Consider the following 14,780-nt stretch of genomic DNA (forward strand, 5'->3'; position numbering starts at 1 on the left):
AAAATCTGCCGCCAGACTCATGCAGGGAAACAGGTGCGCCTGGCAGCAGGCCCGGGGGGGCGATTCGGGGATTCGGTCAATGATGCCAGGATGCTTATGTCTTGATACTCATGTCTTGATGTTAGTTCGCAATGTCATTTACTTCTTTGCGTCCAACTTGGCCTTCAACGCATTCGCCATGTCCAGGTGATGCTGCAGGTTAGGCAGCGTCTTGGCGGCAAAATCCTTGACGTCAGGATCCTTGGCTTCGGCAGCGTGCTTGCTGAACAGCTTGACCGTGTCCTTGTGCGCCGAAACGCCGATCATGCTGATGTATTGTTTATCGAAGGTCGCACCGTCCAGCTTCTCCAGTATGGCGATCTTGGCGCGCTGGGCGACGCTCGGTTCGGTCGGCGGTTCGACGTTCTTGGTGGCGGCCAGCTTCTTGAGGTCGTCGCCCACGGTAGTGTGCTCGTCGACCATCAGCGTGGCAAAGCTCTTCACATCAGGATTGGTGGTCTTTTCCAGCGCGATCTTGCTGGCCTTGATCTCGGCATTGCCGGCTTCGGCAGCGCTGTTGATGAAGCTCTTGTCGGCGCGCGGCAACTCATCGGCGCGCGCATGGCCGATCATCAACGCCAGCCCGGCGACGCTCACCGCAGTCACGCCCAGGACCCTGATCAGGGTGCCGGAACGGCGAGGTGCGAGTTTAGCTGACTGCATGCGAAACTGCGGACGGAAAGTCGATGCCATGGTGTTCTCCTTCTTGGTTTATCGGTAACGATTTCGCTGCGGACAGTACCGCAACAACATGAGGTCAATGTAGTGCAGCGCCACGCCTCGCAAAATCGGACAGCGCCGCTGGTGCCTGTAGGAATTCAGGAGCTTTACGGATTCCTACATGGATTTACCGGCGTGACCGATACAGGCGTCGTGTGGGCAAGCCTATGCTGGACAACTACTCCACCCTGTCCACCCTGCCGAGGAAGCCATGTCCACCACCGTCGCCCAAATGCTCGTTGAAACCCTCCACACCATCGGCGTGCGCCAGATATTCGGGGTTGTCGGCGATGCGCTCAATCCCTTCACGGAAGCCGTGCGCAAGGACAAACGCATCGAGTGGATCGGCGTGCGTCATGAAGAAGGCGCCGCGCTGGCCGCCGCCGGACAAGCCAAACTCACCGGCAAGCTCGCGGTCTGTTGCGGCACCACAGGCCCCGGCGCCAACCACCTGGTCGCGGGGCTGTATGAAGCGCGCAAGGACCACGCACCGGTGCTGGCGATTTCCGGCGGCGTGCCGGCCGGCCGGCGCGGCATCGACTACTTGCAGGAAAACAACCCGGACCTGCTGTTTCGCGACGTCGCCGCCTACACCCAGACCATCATCGATCCGGCGCAGGCGGTGCAAGTGGCGCACCAAGCCATCGCCCAGGCTTACCACCAGCGCGGCGTCGCCCACATCAGCATCCCGGCCGACGTGATCGGCGTCAAGCTGCCGGGGACCCCGTCCGTCGCCAGCCTGAATACCTTGCGCCCGCAGCCTGAAGTGACGCCGCCCGAAAGCGAAATCGCCCACGCCGCGCAACTGATCAACGCCGCCAAATCGGTTGCCATCTTCGTCGGCAATGGCGCGCGCTCCTCCATAGCCGATATCGCCGTGCTGGCCGAAAAACTGCAAGCTCCGATCCTGCACACCTTCCGCGCCAAGGACATGCTGCCCTACGATCATCCGCATTGGATCGGCGGTGTCGGCCTGATCGGCGGCGCACCCGGCATGGATGCCATGCGCGATGCCGGGCTGCTGCTGATGCTCGGCACCGACTATCCCTATTCCGAATTCCTGCCCACCCGCACCCAGACCGTGCAGATCGACGAACGCGGCTTCGTGCTGGGACGCCGCATGCCCGTCGACCTCGGCATCACCGGCTCGGTCGGTCCGGCGGTGACGCAGTTGCTGCCACAGGTGCAGGGCAAGACCGACAACGCCTTCCTGCGCAAGGTCGGCGAGCATCGCAAGCAATGGAACGAGACGCTCGACAAGCACGCCGTGCTGCCGGCCGATGCCGGCAAGGGACCGGTCAAGCCACAATACCTGGCGCGCCGCCTGAGCGACCGCGCCGCTGAAGACGCGGTCTTCGTGGTCGATACCGGCGTGGTGACGCTGTGGTGCGGCAACTGGATCCGCCAGAGCGGCCGTCAGCGCATCCTGGCCTCATTCAACAACGCCGCCGTCGGCACTTCATTGGGCCAGGGCAACGGCATCCAGGCGCTCGATCGCGACCGTCAGGTGATCGTGGCGGTGGGCGACGGCGGCTTCACGATGTTGCTGGGCGAATTCATGACTGCCGTCGAACACAAACTGCCGGTCAAGGTGGTAGTGTTCAACAATCGTGAATGGGGACTGGTGCATCTGGAAATGGAGGAAGCCGGCCTGCCCGCCTTCGAAGGCGCCGAATTCCCCAACCTCGACTTTGCGCTGTTCGCCGGCGCCTGCGGCGCGCAGGGCTTTACGGCCAAGACGCCGGCGCAGCTGGAAGAAGTACTGGAGCCTTTCCTCGCCGCACCTGGACCGGCTATCCTGAACGTGTTCATCGATCCTTCAGAGCTGCCGATCATGCCGCACATCAAGCTCGACCAGATCTGGCATTTCGGTATGGCCAAGGTCAAGGAAGCGATGATTTCGATGGGCGGCGCCGGCTAGCTAAGCCGATGCCCGCCAGGAAAACCCGGACGAGGAATACATGAAACTCAAAGGATCCTGCCACTGCGGCGCCGTCAGCTTCACGCTCAACAGCAATACGCCCTATCCTTATCAACGCTGCTATTGCTCGATCTGCCGCAAGACCCAAGGCGGCGGTGGCTATGCCGTCAACCTCGGCGGCGACTTCCACAGCCTCAAGATCAAGGGCGCCGACGACGTCAGCGTCTATCACGCCCGCCTCAAACGCAAAGGCGAAAAGCGTATCCACACCAGCACCGGCCAGCGCCATTTTTGCCGCCGTTGCGGCAGCGCGCTGTGGTTGTACGATCCGACCTGGCCCGATCTGGTGCATCCGTTTGCATCGGCCATCGACACGCCTCTGCCGACGCCGCCTGACTACACGCATCTGCTGCTGGATTACAAGGCGCCATGGGTAGAGGTCGAGGTCAAGGCCGGCCGCAAAGACAAGCAATTTGCACAATTCCCCAAGGAGTCGTTGCTCGAATGGCATCAGCGTCACGGCTTTGCCGAGGCGGATGATTAGATTTATGTCGTGCCCGGATCTTCATTGCGCTGCTTGTGCAGCACGTCGTGGAAGCGCCCTGCCGTCTGCGGCTTGATGAAAAGCGCCACGATTTCCGGATGCAATGCATGGAGGTGCGTCTCCATTTCAATGACCAGCGCTTCGATCTGCGGTGTAGTGAGCTTGTCTTCGAATTCCACGCTGAGCGCCGCCAGGATCTGATGCGGCGCCAAGTGCACGGTCAACACGCCGTTGGCGCCGGCCACGCCGTCCAGCGAAGTGGCTTCCGCCAGGATGGAGTCCAGCACCTCCTGCTGCGCACGTTCGCCGATCAGCAAGCCCTTGGTTTCCTGTCCCAGCACGGCGGCAGTCGCCGCCAGGATCACGCCGATCACGATCGACGCGACGCCATCCCAGATCGGCTCGTTGAAATGCTGCGACAGCCAGATGCCGGCGAACGCGGCTGCAATTCCCAGCAGTGCGGCGGTGTCTTCCAGCAGGACAATGAAGGTCGGCGGATCCTTGCTCCGCAGGACCTCGTCGGGCAGTTCGGCAAGGCGTTTGCGGCCCTTGAACTTGTGCAGCGTCAATAGCCACGAGCATCCCTCGAAGATGGCCGCCGCCAGCAACACAAGGTAATTGGCGACGACATTTTCCATCGGTTCCGGATCAAGGATGTGCCGGATACCTTCGTAGATCGACAGGCCTGCGCCAAAGGTGACGATCAGCACCGCCACCACGAAACTCCAGAAATAGACTTCGCGGCCGTAGCCGAGCGGATGGTCGTGGTCGGGCCGCCGGTTGGCGCGCTGCAAACCATACAGCAGCAGGAGCTCGTTGCCCATGTCGACCAGGGAATGGATGCTCTCGCTGAGCATGGCCGAACTACCGGTCCATGCCGCCGCCCACAGCTTCGTGAGCGCGACGAGGAAGTTGCCGGCGAGCGCGGCATAAATCACCAGCCGCGACGATTCTGCGGGCTGCTGCAAGCGGCTCAATAATTGACCGGAAGCGTGTCGGGAAGCATGTCGCGAGATGTTAACCATCAATCGTCCCTGGCGTCCCTGGCGCCCTGCGGCGCCCGCCGGCGATTGCGCAGGTATACCACCTGCCCCACCAGTGCCGCGCACAAGGTCGCCGCGTTGGACGCAACAAATACCCAGTTATCGACGCTGGCGCTATAGATCACGAAGCCGGTCGAGGTTGCCAGCTGGCCGATGAACATCCAGTGCGAGACGCCCTTGGTGCTGCCGCTGCGCCACTGCGTAAAGACTTGTGCGGACACCGTGAGCAGCAGGAGCAACGCGCTGATCCATCCGACTACATCCATCATCGCGGCCTTCTTTCTTCGAATGTGTGCTGTTGTTGCATTCCGCTTTTACATCGCGCTTTGTAAGTCCTACAAGGCAATCAGGCGCTGTCCGATGCCGGGCCGGCGCGCTTGCGATTAGGCTTGGTCATCGCATCCCATCCTGCAAGGAGCATCCGATGAACGCCCATTCCCATGCCTCCCAAGCCCGTGAACAATATGCCGATGAATTGATGCGCCGCTATCTCGAGCTGCGCCGCTGGGCCGTGGAAAACTGGCCCAACCCCGAGCAACCGCTGCAGGCGGCGGATTTCATCGCGACGGATCGTGAGCTGCAATTGCTGCTTGGCGCGCGCCTGAACGTCGACAAATACGCTCAGCAGCGCCCCGCCAATGCACAATACGAAGACGTCACCCCGATGCCCTGGCCTTGACCCCGGATCAGATCCGGCCTGTATAAGAGCGATTGCCCTGCAGGTCGACATACCGCGGCGGCGTCAGCGGGTCGAAGTCCTCCCAGTCGCCGTGTTCGATATGTCCTTCGCTGCGTTCGATGTCGGCCGCCTTGAGTGAGTGCAGCAAGGCAATGGCTTCGTTTTCCTGGGGTATGCCTTCCACCGCGACAGCCACACGCATGCCTGCCTTGCGCACTTCCACTTCCTGCGTATGGCGGCCGCCTTCATCGGTATCGTCGGTGGCGTTGAGCGTGCCTACCAGCGAACCCAGATGCGCACCAACCAGGCCGCCAAGTGCCGGACCGGCCGGCCCCGTGACAGGTGCCGTAGTCGAACCTACCGTAGCGCCGACTATGGCGCCGGTCGCTACACCTGCTGCCACGCCGGTCGGGGTGTCCTTGGCCCCCGGCGATTCATTACGGTCGCCTCCGACCGGATAAGTGTCATGCTGACCTGCGGGATTGAGATAAAAGGTGGTGATGGCATCCCGTGGATAACCGGCCTGGACCAGCTCATCCACCGCGTACTCGGTCTCATCCACTAATTGAAATCTGCCTAAAATGATCGAGGACATGTGAATCTCCTTGCAAACATAAGCCGCCAAGCACTCTTGTCGTCTTCTACCGATACTAGTCGGCCCCGGAGCGCCCCACGATAGGCGAGCTCCGCATTTGTCTGTAGGAATTGCTGCGGTTTTACCCGGAAAGCACCAGCACATCCACCGGAAGTGTCCTCAGCACATCCGCTACAACAATCCGCTGCTCACGCACCGCTCCTTCGGAGCCGGACAAGACGCTTTGCCATTCGCCGGCCGGCCCCCCTTGCGGCAACTGCACCGCCGTGTCGCCCCAGCGCTCCGGCGGGATCAGCGGCGTCGCCGCATGCAGCGTTTGCGCCGTATGGCCGCTGACGATCAAGCGCGCCGCGTGGCGGCTGACCAGGATGATGATCGTCAACCCGCCGCTGCGGCGTGCAAACGCAATCAGCTTGTCCGCCAGTTCGCCGGTGACCGCCAACGGTACATATTCGCCGGTGGTGAACAATTCCTCCCTGCCGCTGCGGAAATGCAGCAGCGTACGGATCACCTGCTGTTTGCAGGCGCCGCTGCGCCAATCCTCCAGCGTCAGCGGCGCCGTCCGGCCGGTTTGCATCAGGCGTTGCCGCAAGGCGTAATCAACCGGTCGCCGGTTGTCGGGATCGACCAGGCTGAAATCCCACAGATCGCATCCCTGATACAGATCCGGCACACCCGGCACGGTCAGTCGCAATACCGTCTGGCCGAGGCTGTTGAGCACGCCGGCGGCGGCGACTTCCTGGACGAAATGCCGTAATGCCGGCAGGAAAGCATTGTCGGCATCGGCCCGCAGGATGCGCCGCAGGAAGCCGTCGCACTGTCCTTCATAGTCCGGATCGGGTGCATTCCAATCGGAGCGGCGTTTGGCCTCGCGCAAGGCTTTTTGCTGCCAGGCAGAAACGCGTTCCAGCAAATTCGCTTCCCCGGATTGCTCCAGCGGCCACGCGCCGATCAGCGTCTGGTACAGCATCAGTTCGTCGACCGCATCGATCGGCATCTGCACGCGCGCGGTCTGGTTGAGCGCACGCCAGCGCTGCAAGGTGCTTTGCCAGTGCGCCGGGATTTCGCTGAGCACCGCCAGCCGCATGCGCGCATCTTCACCGCGCTTGTGGTCGTGCGTTGCCGTCGCCAGCATCGCCAGCGGGAAATCCTGCTGGCGGCGCATCACGTGCCGGTGGAAATCCTCGACGCTGATCCCCAACTGATCCGGCTCCGAACCGACTTCATTGCGCGACAGCAAGCGGCCGTAGCGATAGAACGCGGTGTCTTCGGTCGACTTGGCCGTCAATGGCGGCGTCAGTTGCTGGAAGCGCGTCAGCGCGCGCCAATGCAACTGGGCATGGCGTTCGTCTTGCATTCCGGGTTGCGGCGGATCGGCGAGAAGAGCGACGATCGCTTCCAGAGCGGCCTGGTCCGATTTCGCCAGCAGCTCGCGCACGCGTGCGGCGGTGGCGCGGATCACGAAGGCATCGCGGGCGTTGCAGCCTGCGCGAATACCGTAGGTGCGGTACACCGGGAAATACACCAGCAATTCCCGCAGGCAGCGCCGGATCGCCATCAGCGACAGGTCGCGCGTGCTCACTGCGGAGCGCGCCAGTGCATGCAGCGCTGAGGTCAGCGCATTGAATTCGCTGGCGAAATTACGCTCCAGCAACAACCGCCGTGTGCTGTGCACCAGATAGTCGAATCCGTCGGGATCGGTCCGATATTCCTTCCAGACCGCGTCCAGCAGGGCGACGCCATCGTCGTCATGCAACACCGCCGCAGCCTGGTCCATGAAGTCGTACCCGGTGGTGCCGTCGATACCCCAGTCTGTCGGCAGGTTTTCTTCCGCGCCGAGGATCTTCTCGGCGACGATGTAGACCGGCGCGCCCTGCGTCAGCGCTTCCAGCCGCTGACGCAAACGTTGCACATAGGCCGCGGGCTCCGCCAGGCCATCGATGTGGTCGAGCCGCACGCCGTCGATAATGCCTTCGCCGACCAGGCGGAACAGCAAGGCATGCATGGCTTCGAACACGTCGTCCTGCTCCACTCGCATGCCGATGAGATCGCCGATTTCAAAGAAACGACGCCAGTTGATCTCGTCGCCGGCGTTGCGCCAGTCGCACAGGCGATAGTGCTGACGCTCCAGCAATTCGTGCAAGGCGCTCGCGCCCTCCGGCGTCAGGGCCGAGAATTTTTCCAGGCCGGCAACAATCGCGGCGTGCACGGCCGGATCTGCGGCGACCTGCTCCAGCACGCGCCAGGCGTGTACGGCGCAGCTCTGGCGTTCTTCCTGCACCGCGGCTTCCAGCACGCGCCGGAACGCCCCGACAGCCTCCTGCAATCGCGACGATCCGGAATCAGCCGCGCCGAGCAGGTCGACATAATCTTCCGGCGCCAGCGGCAGGCGGTTGCCAGGACAGATCACGTACAAACGGCCGGCGTCCAATTCCAACTTGATTTCGCCGGCGCGCAGCAACTCGCCGTAAGGCTTGCCAAGCACCGGCAGCAGCACCTTGCCGTGCAGCGCCGGATCGGCCCCCTGCCATTCGATGTCGAACCAGCTTGCATATCGGCTGTGCTGTCCCCACAGCAGTACATCGCGCCACCACGGATTCTGTTCGCCCAGCGCCATGTGATTCGGGACGATGTCGACGATCAGTCCCATGCGCCGTTCGTGCAAGGCCTGCACCAGCCGGCGCAGGCCGTCTTCGCCGCCCAGTTCCGGATTGATGCGGGTCGGGTCGACAACGTCGTAGCCGTGCGTCGATCCGCTGCGCGCGGTAAAGACCGGCGACGCATACAGATGGCTGATGCCCAGCCCGGCGAAATAATCGATCTGCGCCAGCGCGTCGTCAAAGGTGAAATCGCGATGGAATTGCAAGCGCAGCGTGGCGCGTGGAATCAGTGTCCGGGCGGATGCGGGGGCGTTCAAGGTTTCCTGCCTGTCTTGTCTGTGTTTTTTGCGTGGACGGTACGTTGCAACAGCCGCATGCGCCGGCGGCAATCGACGTGGTCCAGCAGCGTCTCCGCGGTGGCCGGCAAGCGGCGTTGCCAGTTGGGATGAGTGTCGACGGTGCCGGGCAGGTTAGGCTGCTCTTCCAGTCCGAGCAAATCCTCAATCGGCAGCAGGGCCAGCGGCGCAGGCGTTTGCGCGATGAAAGCGGCGGCGCCGTCGATCACGTCCTGCGGCGCGTCGGCGGCGGGCTGATCGCCGACTACGCATTCGGCGTCGAGCAAGGCCTGCCACAACAGACTGCGGTCCTCGTCACGATCAGCACGGGTCTGCGCATCGGTAGCGCCCGGCATCAACAGGTCGAGCCTGGTCCGCCAGCCTATGTCGCTGCCCTGCCACCAGCCGGATACGGTCGGCAGGTCATGCGTCGAGGTGGTCGCGATGGCGTGCGCCGGCCATTGCGCCGGCGGCAGGAAGTTCGCGCGCGCATCGCGCTGGAACCACAGCACCCCGATGCCGAGCAAGCCGGCATCCTTGATCTCGGCGTCGAAACCTTCAGGCACGGTGCCCAGGTCTTCTCCGATGACGACTGCGCGATGACGCCACGACTCCAGCGCAATCAGTCGCAGCAGGTCGCGCGCCGGATAGCGCAGGTACGCGCCTTCATTGGCATCGCCGCCTTCGGGCGCGAGCCACAGCCTGGTCAGGCCCATGACGTGATCGATACGCACGCCGCCGGCATTGGCGAAGGCCGAGCGCAGCATCGCAATGTAGGAGCGGAATCCCTGCGCGCGCAAGGCCAGCGGCGAAAACGCGCCGATGCCCCAGTTCTGGCCGCGGGTGTTGAGCAAGTCAGGCGGAGCACCCGCCGACAAACCGGTGATCATCTCGGATCTGTGGCTCCACGACTGGCTGCCGCCGTTGTCGGCGCCCACCGCGAGATCGGCAATCAGTCCGACCGCCATGCCCGCTTCCCGCGCGGATTGCTGTGCCGCCTGCATCCATCGCGACGCCTGCCATTGCAGGAAGATGTGGAAATCCACTTCACCGCTCTGCTCTTCCGCCAGACGTTTCAACTCGGCGCTGCCCGGTCGGTGATAGCGCTCCGGCCAACGCCGCCAATCGCTGGCGACTCCGATATCCTTGGTGTGCAGCCAGTGATGCAGCGTCTCGAACAGCGCGTGGTCCGCCAGCGCCTGCCCTCCTTGCAACCGGAACGCCGCCAGTTCGGCCGAAGGTCGCTCCTGCATGCGAAACATGGCGTACAGATGGCGCAGCAGCATCATGCGATGCGCGCCGGCTTCGGGCCAGTTGACCAGGCTGGTCTGCTCCAGCCGCCGGTGCCGTGCCAACAACTCGGCGCCGCCTTCATTGAGCACCTGCGCCACGGCATCCGCGCCGAGCACCGCCGCCGGATCGATGTACAGCACATTGAGGAACAGCCGGCTCGATGGCGAATAAGGACTGAAACGATGCGCATCTGCCGCGAACATCGCATGCACCGGTGAAATCGCCAGCGCCGACGCGCCCTCCGCACCGGCCCGTGCAGCCAGTTCGGCCAGACCGGTGAAGTTGCCGATGCCGCCGTCGCCTTGGCTGCGCAGGCCGTACAACTGCAGGGCCAGGCCCCAACCGCGGTCTGCATGCGTTTTGAAATACTTGTGCGGCGTGGCGTCGAAGGCATCGGCCACGCTGTAGCAACGACGCGGCGCCACCGCCAGCGTGATCTCGGCCTCGCCCACCTGCAGGCGATGGTAGCCGTACTCGTCGATCGCTTCCAGCGTCGGCGTGCGGCTGTCGTCGGCCGACACGCGGCGCTCGATCTTGCGGCCGGATTCCAGCGTGATCAGGCAAGTGCGACCATGCAGACCGCAATGTTCGGGCAAGGAGACCGGTTGATCGATTTCTGCAGTGATCAGCGGAGGCAACTCGCGCGACTGATTGCCGCGCTGCAGTTGGGCCATGCTGTCGAGCGCCTGGCGATGGCTGTCGCACGGCAGGCCGAGCGCCGCCAGGATGGTGCGCAGCGACGCCGGCGTCACGCGTTGCGGCTGGTTATAGGCGTCGATCCAGTCGACAGAAATACCGGCCAGCGCCGCCAGCGTAAATATCGCCTGGTCGTAGTCGCTGGGCGGCTGCTCTTCGATGGGAAGTGATGTGGCGGGAGTCATCTTGCAGCCTCTCGTATGGCCAGGATGGAATGTGCCGGCAGCGTGCCTTCCGCGAGCGCGTCAAGCACGCCGCCGCTGTCGAACAGGACGTCGGCGCCGGCCGGCGTCACCAGTGTTTCGAGTGACTCGCGCAGCGGTTGCTCGCCCAGATTGACGGTGATGTTGAGCACGGCGCCGTTGTTCAGCCGCCAGCGCGCATAGACGGCTTTCAGGCCGATGGCCTGCGCATCGAGTGCGACCGCACCGGGCAGGTACGGCGTGATGGCTTCGCGCCGGATCAGCAGCAGGCGGTAGCACCAGCCCATCCACTGGCCGGCGCTCTTGTCTTCGTCCGGCGAGACCGGTTCCGGAATCGACGCCATGAAGGTGGAAAAACTGTTCGGATCCGGCAAGGCGTCCAGCGCCTCTGGATCGGAGAACTCGGGAAAGCGCGAGAATTCATTGCGGCGGCCGTTGCGCACGGCGTCTGCCAGCTTCTCGTCGGCGTGACTGGTGAAGTAATAGAACGGCTGCGATGCGCCGTATTCCTCGCCCATGAACAGCATCGGAATCTGCGGCGACAGCAACAGCAAAGCCTGCGCCGCGCGCAGCGCGTCCGGATGCGCCAGCGCAGTCAGGCGTTCGCCTTGGGCGCGATTGCCGATCTGGTCGTGATTCTGCAGGAACAGCACGAACGCGGTCGGTGGCAATTCGACGCTGGATTCGCCGCGCACTTCGTTGTCGCGATACGGCGAGGGCTCGCCCTGGTAGATGAAACCTTCGCGCAGGCAGCGCGCCAGCTTCTCGGCCGGCTGCACCGCATAGTCTGAATAATAGCCGCCGGTCTCGCCGGTCAGCAGGACGTGCAGGACGTGGTGGCCGTCATCGTTCCATTGCGCGTCGTACTTGTCGCCATCGCCCGGCTTGCCGGTGCCGCCGTCCAGCAAGGAAGCGGCGTTGCCGTCGTGCTCCAGCACCAGGTGTACATGTCGGCGCGACAGGCCGATATCGGCATCCTCCTGCTCGATCGCGCGCCGCACCTTGCGGGCAAGTTCACGCAGCCAGCCCTGTTCGCTGATGGCATGGACTGCATCCAGGCGCAGGCCGTCGAAGCGATATTCCTGCAGCCAGTACAGAGCGTTCCGGGCGAAGAAGTCGGCCACTTCCGGACGGCGAAAATCAATGGTCTCGCCCCATGGCGTGGTGCTGTCGGTGCGAAAGAACGGCGCGGCATAGCTGTTGAGGTAATTGCCGTCGGGACCGAAATGGTTGTACACGACATCGAGGAACACCATCATGCCGAGGCCGTGGGCGGTGTCGATCAGCTGCTTCAGCTGTTCCGGCGTGCCGTAGCTGGCATCGGGTGCATATGGCAGCACGCCGTCGTAACCCCAGTTGTAGGCGCCCGGAAATTCCGCCACCGGCATCAGCTCCACCGCCGTGATGCCGAGCTCGGCCAGCTCAGGCAAGCGCTGCAGCACACCAGCGAAACCGCCCAGCGCACCCACGTGCAACTCGTACAGCACGGTCTCATGCCAGGGCCGGCCGCGCCAGTCCAGCGTCTGCCATTCGTAAGCGGAGGCGTCTATCACCACACTGTCGGCATGCACGTCGCCGGCCTGGGCGCGCGACGCCGGATCGGGCACGCTGATCTCGCCGTCGGTCTGCGACATCAGCACGTAGCGGTATTGGCTGCGCGCCTCGCAATCGGTCTCGACTTCGAACCAGCCCTCGTCGACCGCTGCCATCGGCACCTTGCGCTGGCCGTCAATCAGCACCGAGGCGGTCTTGGCCAGCGGCGCCCACAGACGGAAGCTGGTGCGCCCGTTGCCGAGGTATTCGGCGCCGAACGGCAAGCGGTAGTGGAAGCGAACATTGTTCGGATGGAGTGCAAGTGGGGCTGGACTGTTCATGATTTTTCCCGGCAAGGACGATTGGCGAAAACCTGCACGCTGTGCGCCGCGACTTCAACGCTGGCGGTGGTACAGGCCTCCCTGGAAACGGCGCCGTCGGGGATGTTGCTGTCGATGAGCAGGTAGTGCGCATCCTCCGGGCGTGGAAAGGTGAAGGAGATGGCCTCGTGGCCGGCGTTGAAGAACATGAGCACGATGTCCGGACGCCCGGGCTGGTCGTTGCCGGCGTCGGGGTCGTCGTTGCCCGCCCCCGCGCATTGCAGCGTCAGCGCCCGCGCCACCGGGTTCTGCCAGTCCTCCACCGAAATCGGGGTGGCGCGCTCATCGAACCAGGTCACATCCTTGAGGCCAGGTTCAATCTCCCGGTTGCCGTGCAGGAAACGGTCGCCCTGCAGCACCGGAAAATCGCGACGAATAGCGGTCAACCGCCCGACATACGTCGTCAGCGCCTGGCCTTCTTCGCTGGCGGCATTCTTCCAGTCGACCCACGAAATATCGTTGTCCTGGCAATAAGCATTGTTGTTGCCGCGCTGGGTGCGGTGGAATTCGTCGCCGGCCAGCAGCATCGGCGTGCCTTGCCCCAGGAACACGCAGGTCAGCATGGAGCGCTGCACGGTAGCACGCAGCTGCAGTATCTCCGGATTGTCGGTCGGTCCTTCCACGCCCCAGTTGGCGCTGTAATTCTCGTTGTGGCCGTCGTTGCCGTTCTCGCCATTGGCTTCGTTGTGCTTGGTCTCGTAGCTGACCAGATCGCGCAAGGTGAAACCGTCGTGCGAAGCGATGAAATTGACCGAGGCCCAGGGCTTGCGGTGATGATGGTCGAACAGGTCCGACGAACCCAGCATGCGGCCCGCGAACTCGCCGCGCAGGCCTTCGCCGCCGGCCCAGAAATGACGCACGGCGTCACGGAATTTATCGTTCCATTCGGCGAAGCGCGGCGGATGGTTGCCGAGCTGGTAGCCGCCGGGGCCGATGTCCCACGGCTCGGCGATCAATTTCAGCTGCGACAGCACCGGATCCTGCATCAGCGCGTCGAAGAAGCCGCTGTGCGGATCGAAACCGTTCGGCTCGCGCCCCAGCGTCGAGCACAGATCGAAACGGAAGCCGTCGATATCGAAGGCCTCGGCCCAATAGCGCAGCGAATCGAGCACCAGCTGGATCACGCGCGGATGCGACATGTTGACCGTGTTGCCGCAGCCGGTATCGTTGATGTAATAGCGCTCTTCACCCGGCAACAGGCGGTAGTAACTGGCGTTGTCGAGTCCGCGCATGCTCAGCGTCGGTCCCAGCTCGCTGCCCGAACAAGTGTGGTTGTAGACGACGTCGAGGATCACCTCGATGCCGGCCGCATGGAAATGGCGGACGGCCATGCGCAGCTCGTTGAGATCGCCGGTGGAAAGATAGGCGGGTTCCGGCGCAAAAAATCCCAGCGTGCTGTAGCCCCAGTAATTGCGCAGGTCGCGTTGCAGCAGGAAATTTTCTTGCAGGAAGGCATGCACCGGCATCAGCTCCAGCGTGGTGACGCCGAGCTTTTGCAGATGGGCGATGAAATCGGGATGACCGAGCGCCGCGAAGGTGCCGCGCTCATGCGGCATGACGCCGTCGCGCATCATCGAGATGCCGCGCACGTGGGCTTCGTAGATCACGGTCTTGGACCACGGCACGCGCGGGCGCGGGAATTTTTTCCCGATCGGCATCTCTTCGATGACGACGGCCTTGGGCATGGCGGCGGCGCTGTCGCGACGGTCGAAGCTGAGGTCGCCCTTGGCCGAATGCAGGCGATAGCCGAACAAGGCGTCGGTCCAGCGCACCTGGCCGACCAGCTGGCGTGCATACGGATCCAGCAGCAATTTGTTGGGATTGAAGCGATGTCCCTTTTGCGGCTCGTAGGGACCATAGGCGCGATAGCCGTAGACCAGTCCCGGCGAGGTGTCAGGCAGATAGCCGTGCCATACCTCGTCGGTGCATTCCGGCAAGGTCAGGCGCTCGACTTCGCGGCGTCCGGTGGCATCAAAAATGCACAACTCGATCTTGCTGGCGTTGCCTGAAAACACGGCGAAATTGATGCCCAGTCCATCGAAATGGGCGCCCAGCGGATAAGGCGATCCTGCTTGCAGATGGCGTGGTGTAACTAGTGTCATATGGAGCTCATCTCATGAAGAATTGTGAGTGCGGACGATCCCGTTTGGGAGGTGGTGCAAGGCGCGTCGTGCAGCAACACGTCCGGACAGGACGTGC

11 protein-coding genes are annotated in these 14,780 nt (G+C 63.3%); 3 read left to right on the forward strand and 8 right to left on the reverse strand.

The features are described 5' to 3' along the window. Positions 1-138: 138 nt before the first annotated feature. Positions 139-732, reverse strand: a complete 594-nt coding sequence (locus DXT88_RS12300; RefSeq protein WP_265213764.1) for a DUF4142 domain-containing protein — start codon at positions 730-732, stop codon at positions 139-141. Between the two features lie 238 nt (positions 733-970). On the opposite strand from DXT88_RS12300, the gene DXT88_RS12305 reads away from it, so the two are divergent. Both DXT88_RS12305 and DXT88_RS12310 read left to right on the forward strand, forming a co-directional pair. Further along, positions 971-2,680, forward strand: a complete 1,710-nt coding sequence (locus DXT88_RS12305; protein WP_265213766.1) for a thiamine pyrophosphate-binding protein — start codon at positions 971-973, stop codon at positions 2,678-2,680. Between the two features lie 40 nt (positions 2,681-2,720). Then, entirely contained in the window at positions 2,721-3,224 is a 504-nt protein-coding gene (locus tag DXT88_RS12310; RefSeq protein WP_016833868.1) for a GFA family protein, read from the forward strand. 2 nt (positions 3,225-3,226) lie between these two features. Here the strand turns inward: DXT88_RS12310 and DXT88_RS12315 are convergent, their stop codons facing one another. Next, complete coding sequence (locus tag DXT88_RS12315) at positions 3,227-4,192, reverse strand: cation diffusion facilitator family transporter (protein WP_265213769.1); 966 nt, start codon at positions 4,190-4,192, stop codon at positions 3,227-3,229. A gap of 56 nt (positions 4,193-4,248) precedes the next feature. Further along, positions 4,249-4,536: a SemiSWEET family sugar transporter gene (locus DXT88_RS12320; protein WP_016833870.1), complete on the reverse strand. Its 288-nt coding sequence runs from the start codon at positions 4,534-4,536 to the stop codon at positions 4,249-4,251. A 155-nt stretch (positions 4,537-4,691) separates the two neighbouring features. On the opposite strand from DXT88_RS12320, the gene DXT88_RS12325 reads away from it, so the two are divergent. Then, the gene (locus tag DXT88_RS12325) at positions 4,692-4,946 is read left to right on the forward strand and encodes a hypothetical protein (protein ID WP_265213772.1); all 255 of its coding nucleotides are present in this window, start codon (positions 4,692-4,694) and stop codon (positions 4,944-4,946) included. Positions 4,947-4,953: 7 nt separating this feature from the next. On the opposite strand, the gene DXT88_RS12330 is transcribed toward DXT88_RS12325, so the two are convergent. The 5 genes from DXT88_RS12330 to glgX form a co-directional block, all read right to left on the reverse strand. Next, the gene (locus DXT88_RS12330) at positions 4,954-5,541 is read right to left on the reverse strand and encodes a hypothetical protein (protein ID WP_265213774.1); all 588 of its coding nucleotides are present in this window, start codon (positions 5,539-5,541) and stop codon (positions 4,954-4,956) included. Positions 5,542-5,662: 121 nt separating this feature from the next. After that, on the reverse strand, positions 5,663-8,458 hold the full coding sequence (gene treY / locus DXT88_RS12335; protein WP_265213776.1) for a malto-oligosyltrehalose synthase: 2,796 nt from the start codon (positions 8,456-8,458) through the stop codon (positions 5,663-5,665). After that, positions 8,455-10,650 carry a 4-alpha-glucanotransferase gene (malQ, locus tag DXT88_RS12340; protein ID WP_265213778.1) on the reverse strand — a complete coding sequence of 732 codons (2,196 nt, stop codon included), beginning with the start codon at positions 10,648-10,650 and terminating at the stop codon, positions 8,455-8,457. The genes treY and malQ overlap by 4 nt, the downstream gene beginning before the upstream one ends. After that, positions 10,647-12,542 carry a malto-oligosyltrehalose trehalohydrolase gene (treZ, locus tag DXT88_RS12345; protein ID WP_265213780.1) on the reverse strand — a complete coding sequence of 632 codons (1,896 nt, stop codon included), beginning with the start codon at positions 12,540-12,542 and terminating at the stop codon, positions 10,647-10,649. Before treZ ends, malQ begins: the two co-directional genes overlap by 4 nt. After that, positions 12,539-14,683: a glycogen debranching protein GlgX gene (gene glgX / locus DXT88_RS12350; protein ID WP_265213783.1), complete on the reverse strand. Its 2,145-nt coding sequence runs from the start codon at positions 14,681-14,683 to the stop codon at positions 12,539-12,541. The genes treZ and glgX overlap by 4 nt, the downstream gene beginning before the upstream one ends. Positions 14,684-14,780 lie beyond the last annotated feature (97 nt).

This window comes from Herbaspirillum lusitanum (assembly GCF_026127345.1).
Taxonomy (GTDB): domain Bacteria; phylum Pseudomonadota; class Gammaproteobacteria; order Burkholderiales; family Burkholderiaceae_D; genus Herbaspirillum; species Herbaspirillum lusitanum.

Excerpts from the sequence above, each read along its gene's own strand:
- glgX (WP_265213783.1), bottom strand. The coding sequence starts at position 14,683 with ATGACACTAGTTACACCACGCCATCTGCAAGCAGGATCGCCTTATCCG.
- DXT88_RS12325 (WP_265213772.1), top strand. The coding sequence starts at position 4,692 with ATGAACGCCCATTCCCATGCCTCCCAAGCCCGTGAACAATATGCCGAT.
- treZ (WP_265213780.1), bottom strand. The coding sequence starts at position 12,542 with ATGAACAGTCCAGCCCCACTTGCACTCCATCCGAACAATGTTCGCTTC.
- DXT88_RS12320 (WP_016833870.1), bottom strand. The coding sequence starts at position 4,536 with ATGATGGATGTAGTCGGATGGATCAGCGCGTTGCTCCTGCTGCTCACG.
- DXT88_RS12330 (WP_265213774.1), bottom strand. The coding sequence starts at position 5,541 with ATGTCCTCGATCATTTTAGGCAGATTTCAATTAGTGGATGAGACCGAG.
- DXT88_RS12305 (WP_265213766.1), top strand. The coding sequence starts at position 971 with ATGTCCACCACCGTCGCCCAAATGCTCGTTGAAACCCTCCACACCATC.
- malQ (WP_265213778.1), bottom strand. The coding sequence starts at position 10,650 with ATGACTCCCGCCACATCACTTCCCATCGAAGAGCAGCCGCCCAGCGAC.
- DXT88_RS12300 (WP_265213764.1), bottom strand. The coding sequence starts at position 732 with ATGGCATCGACTTTCCGTCCGCAGTTTCGCATGCAGTCAGCTAAACTC.
- DXT88_RS12310 (WP_016833868.1), top strand. The coding sequence starts at position 2,721 with ATGAAACTCAAAGGATCCTGCCACTGCGGCGCCGTCAGCTTCACGCTC.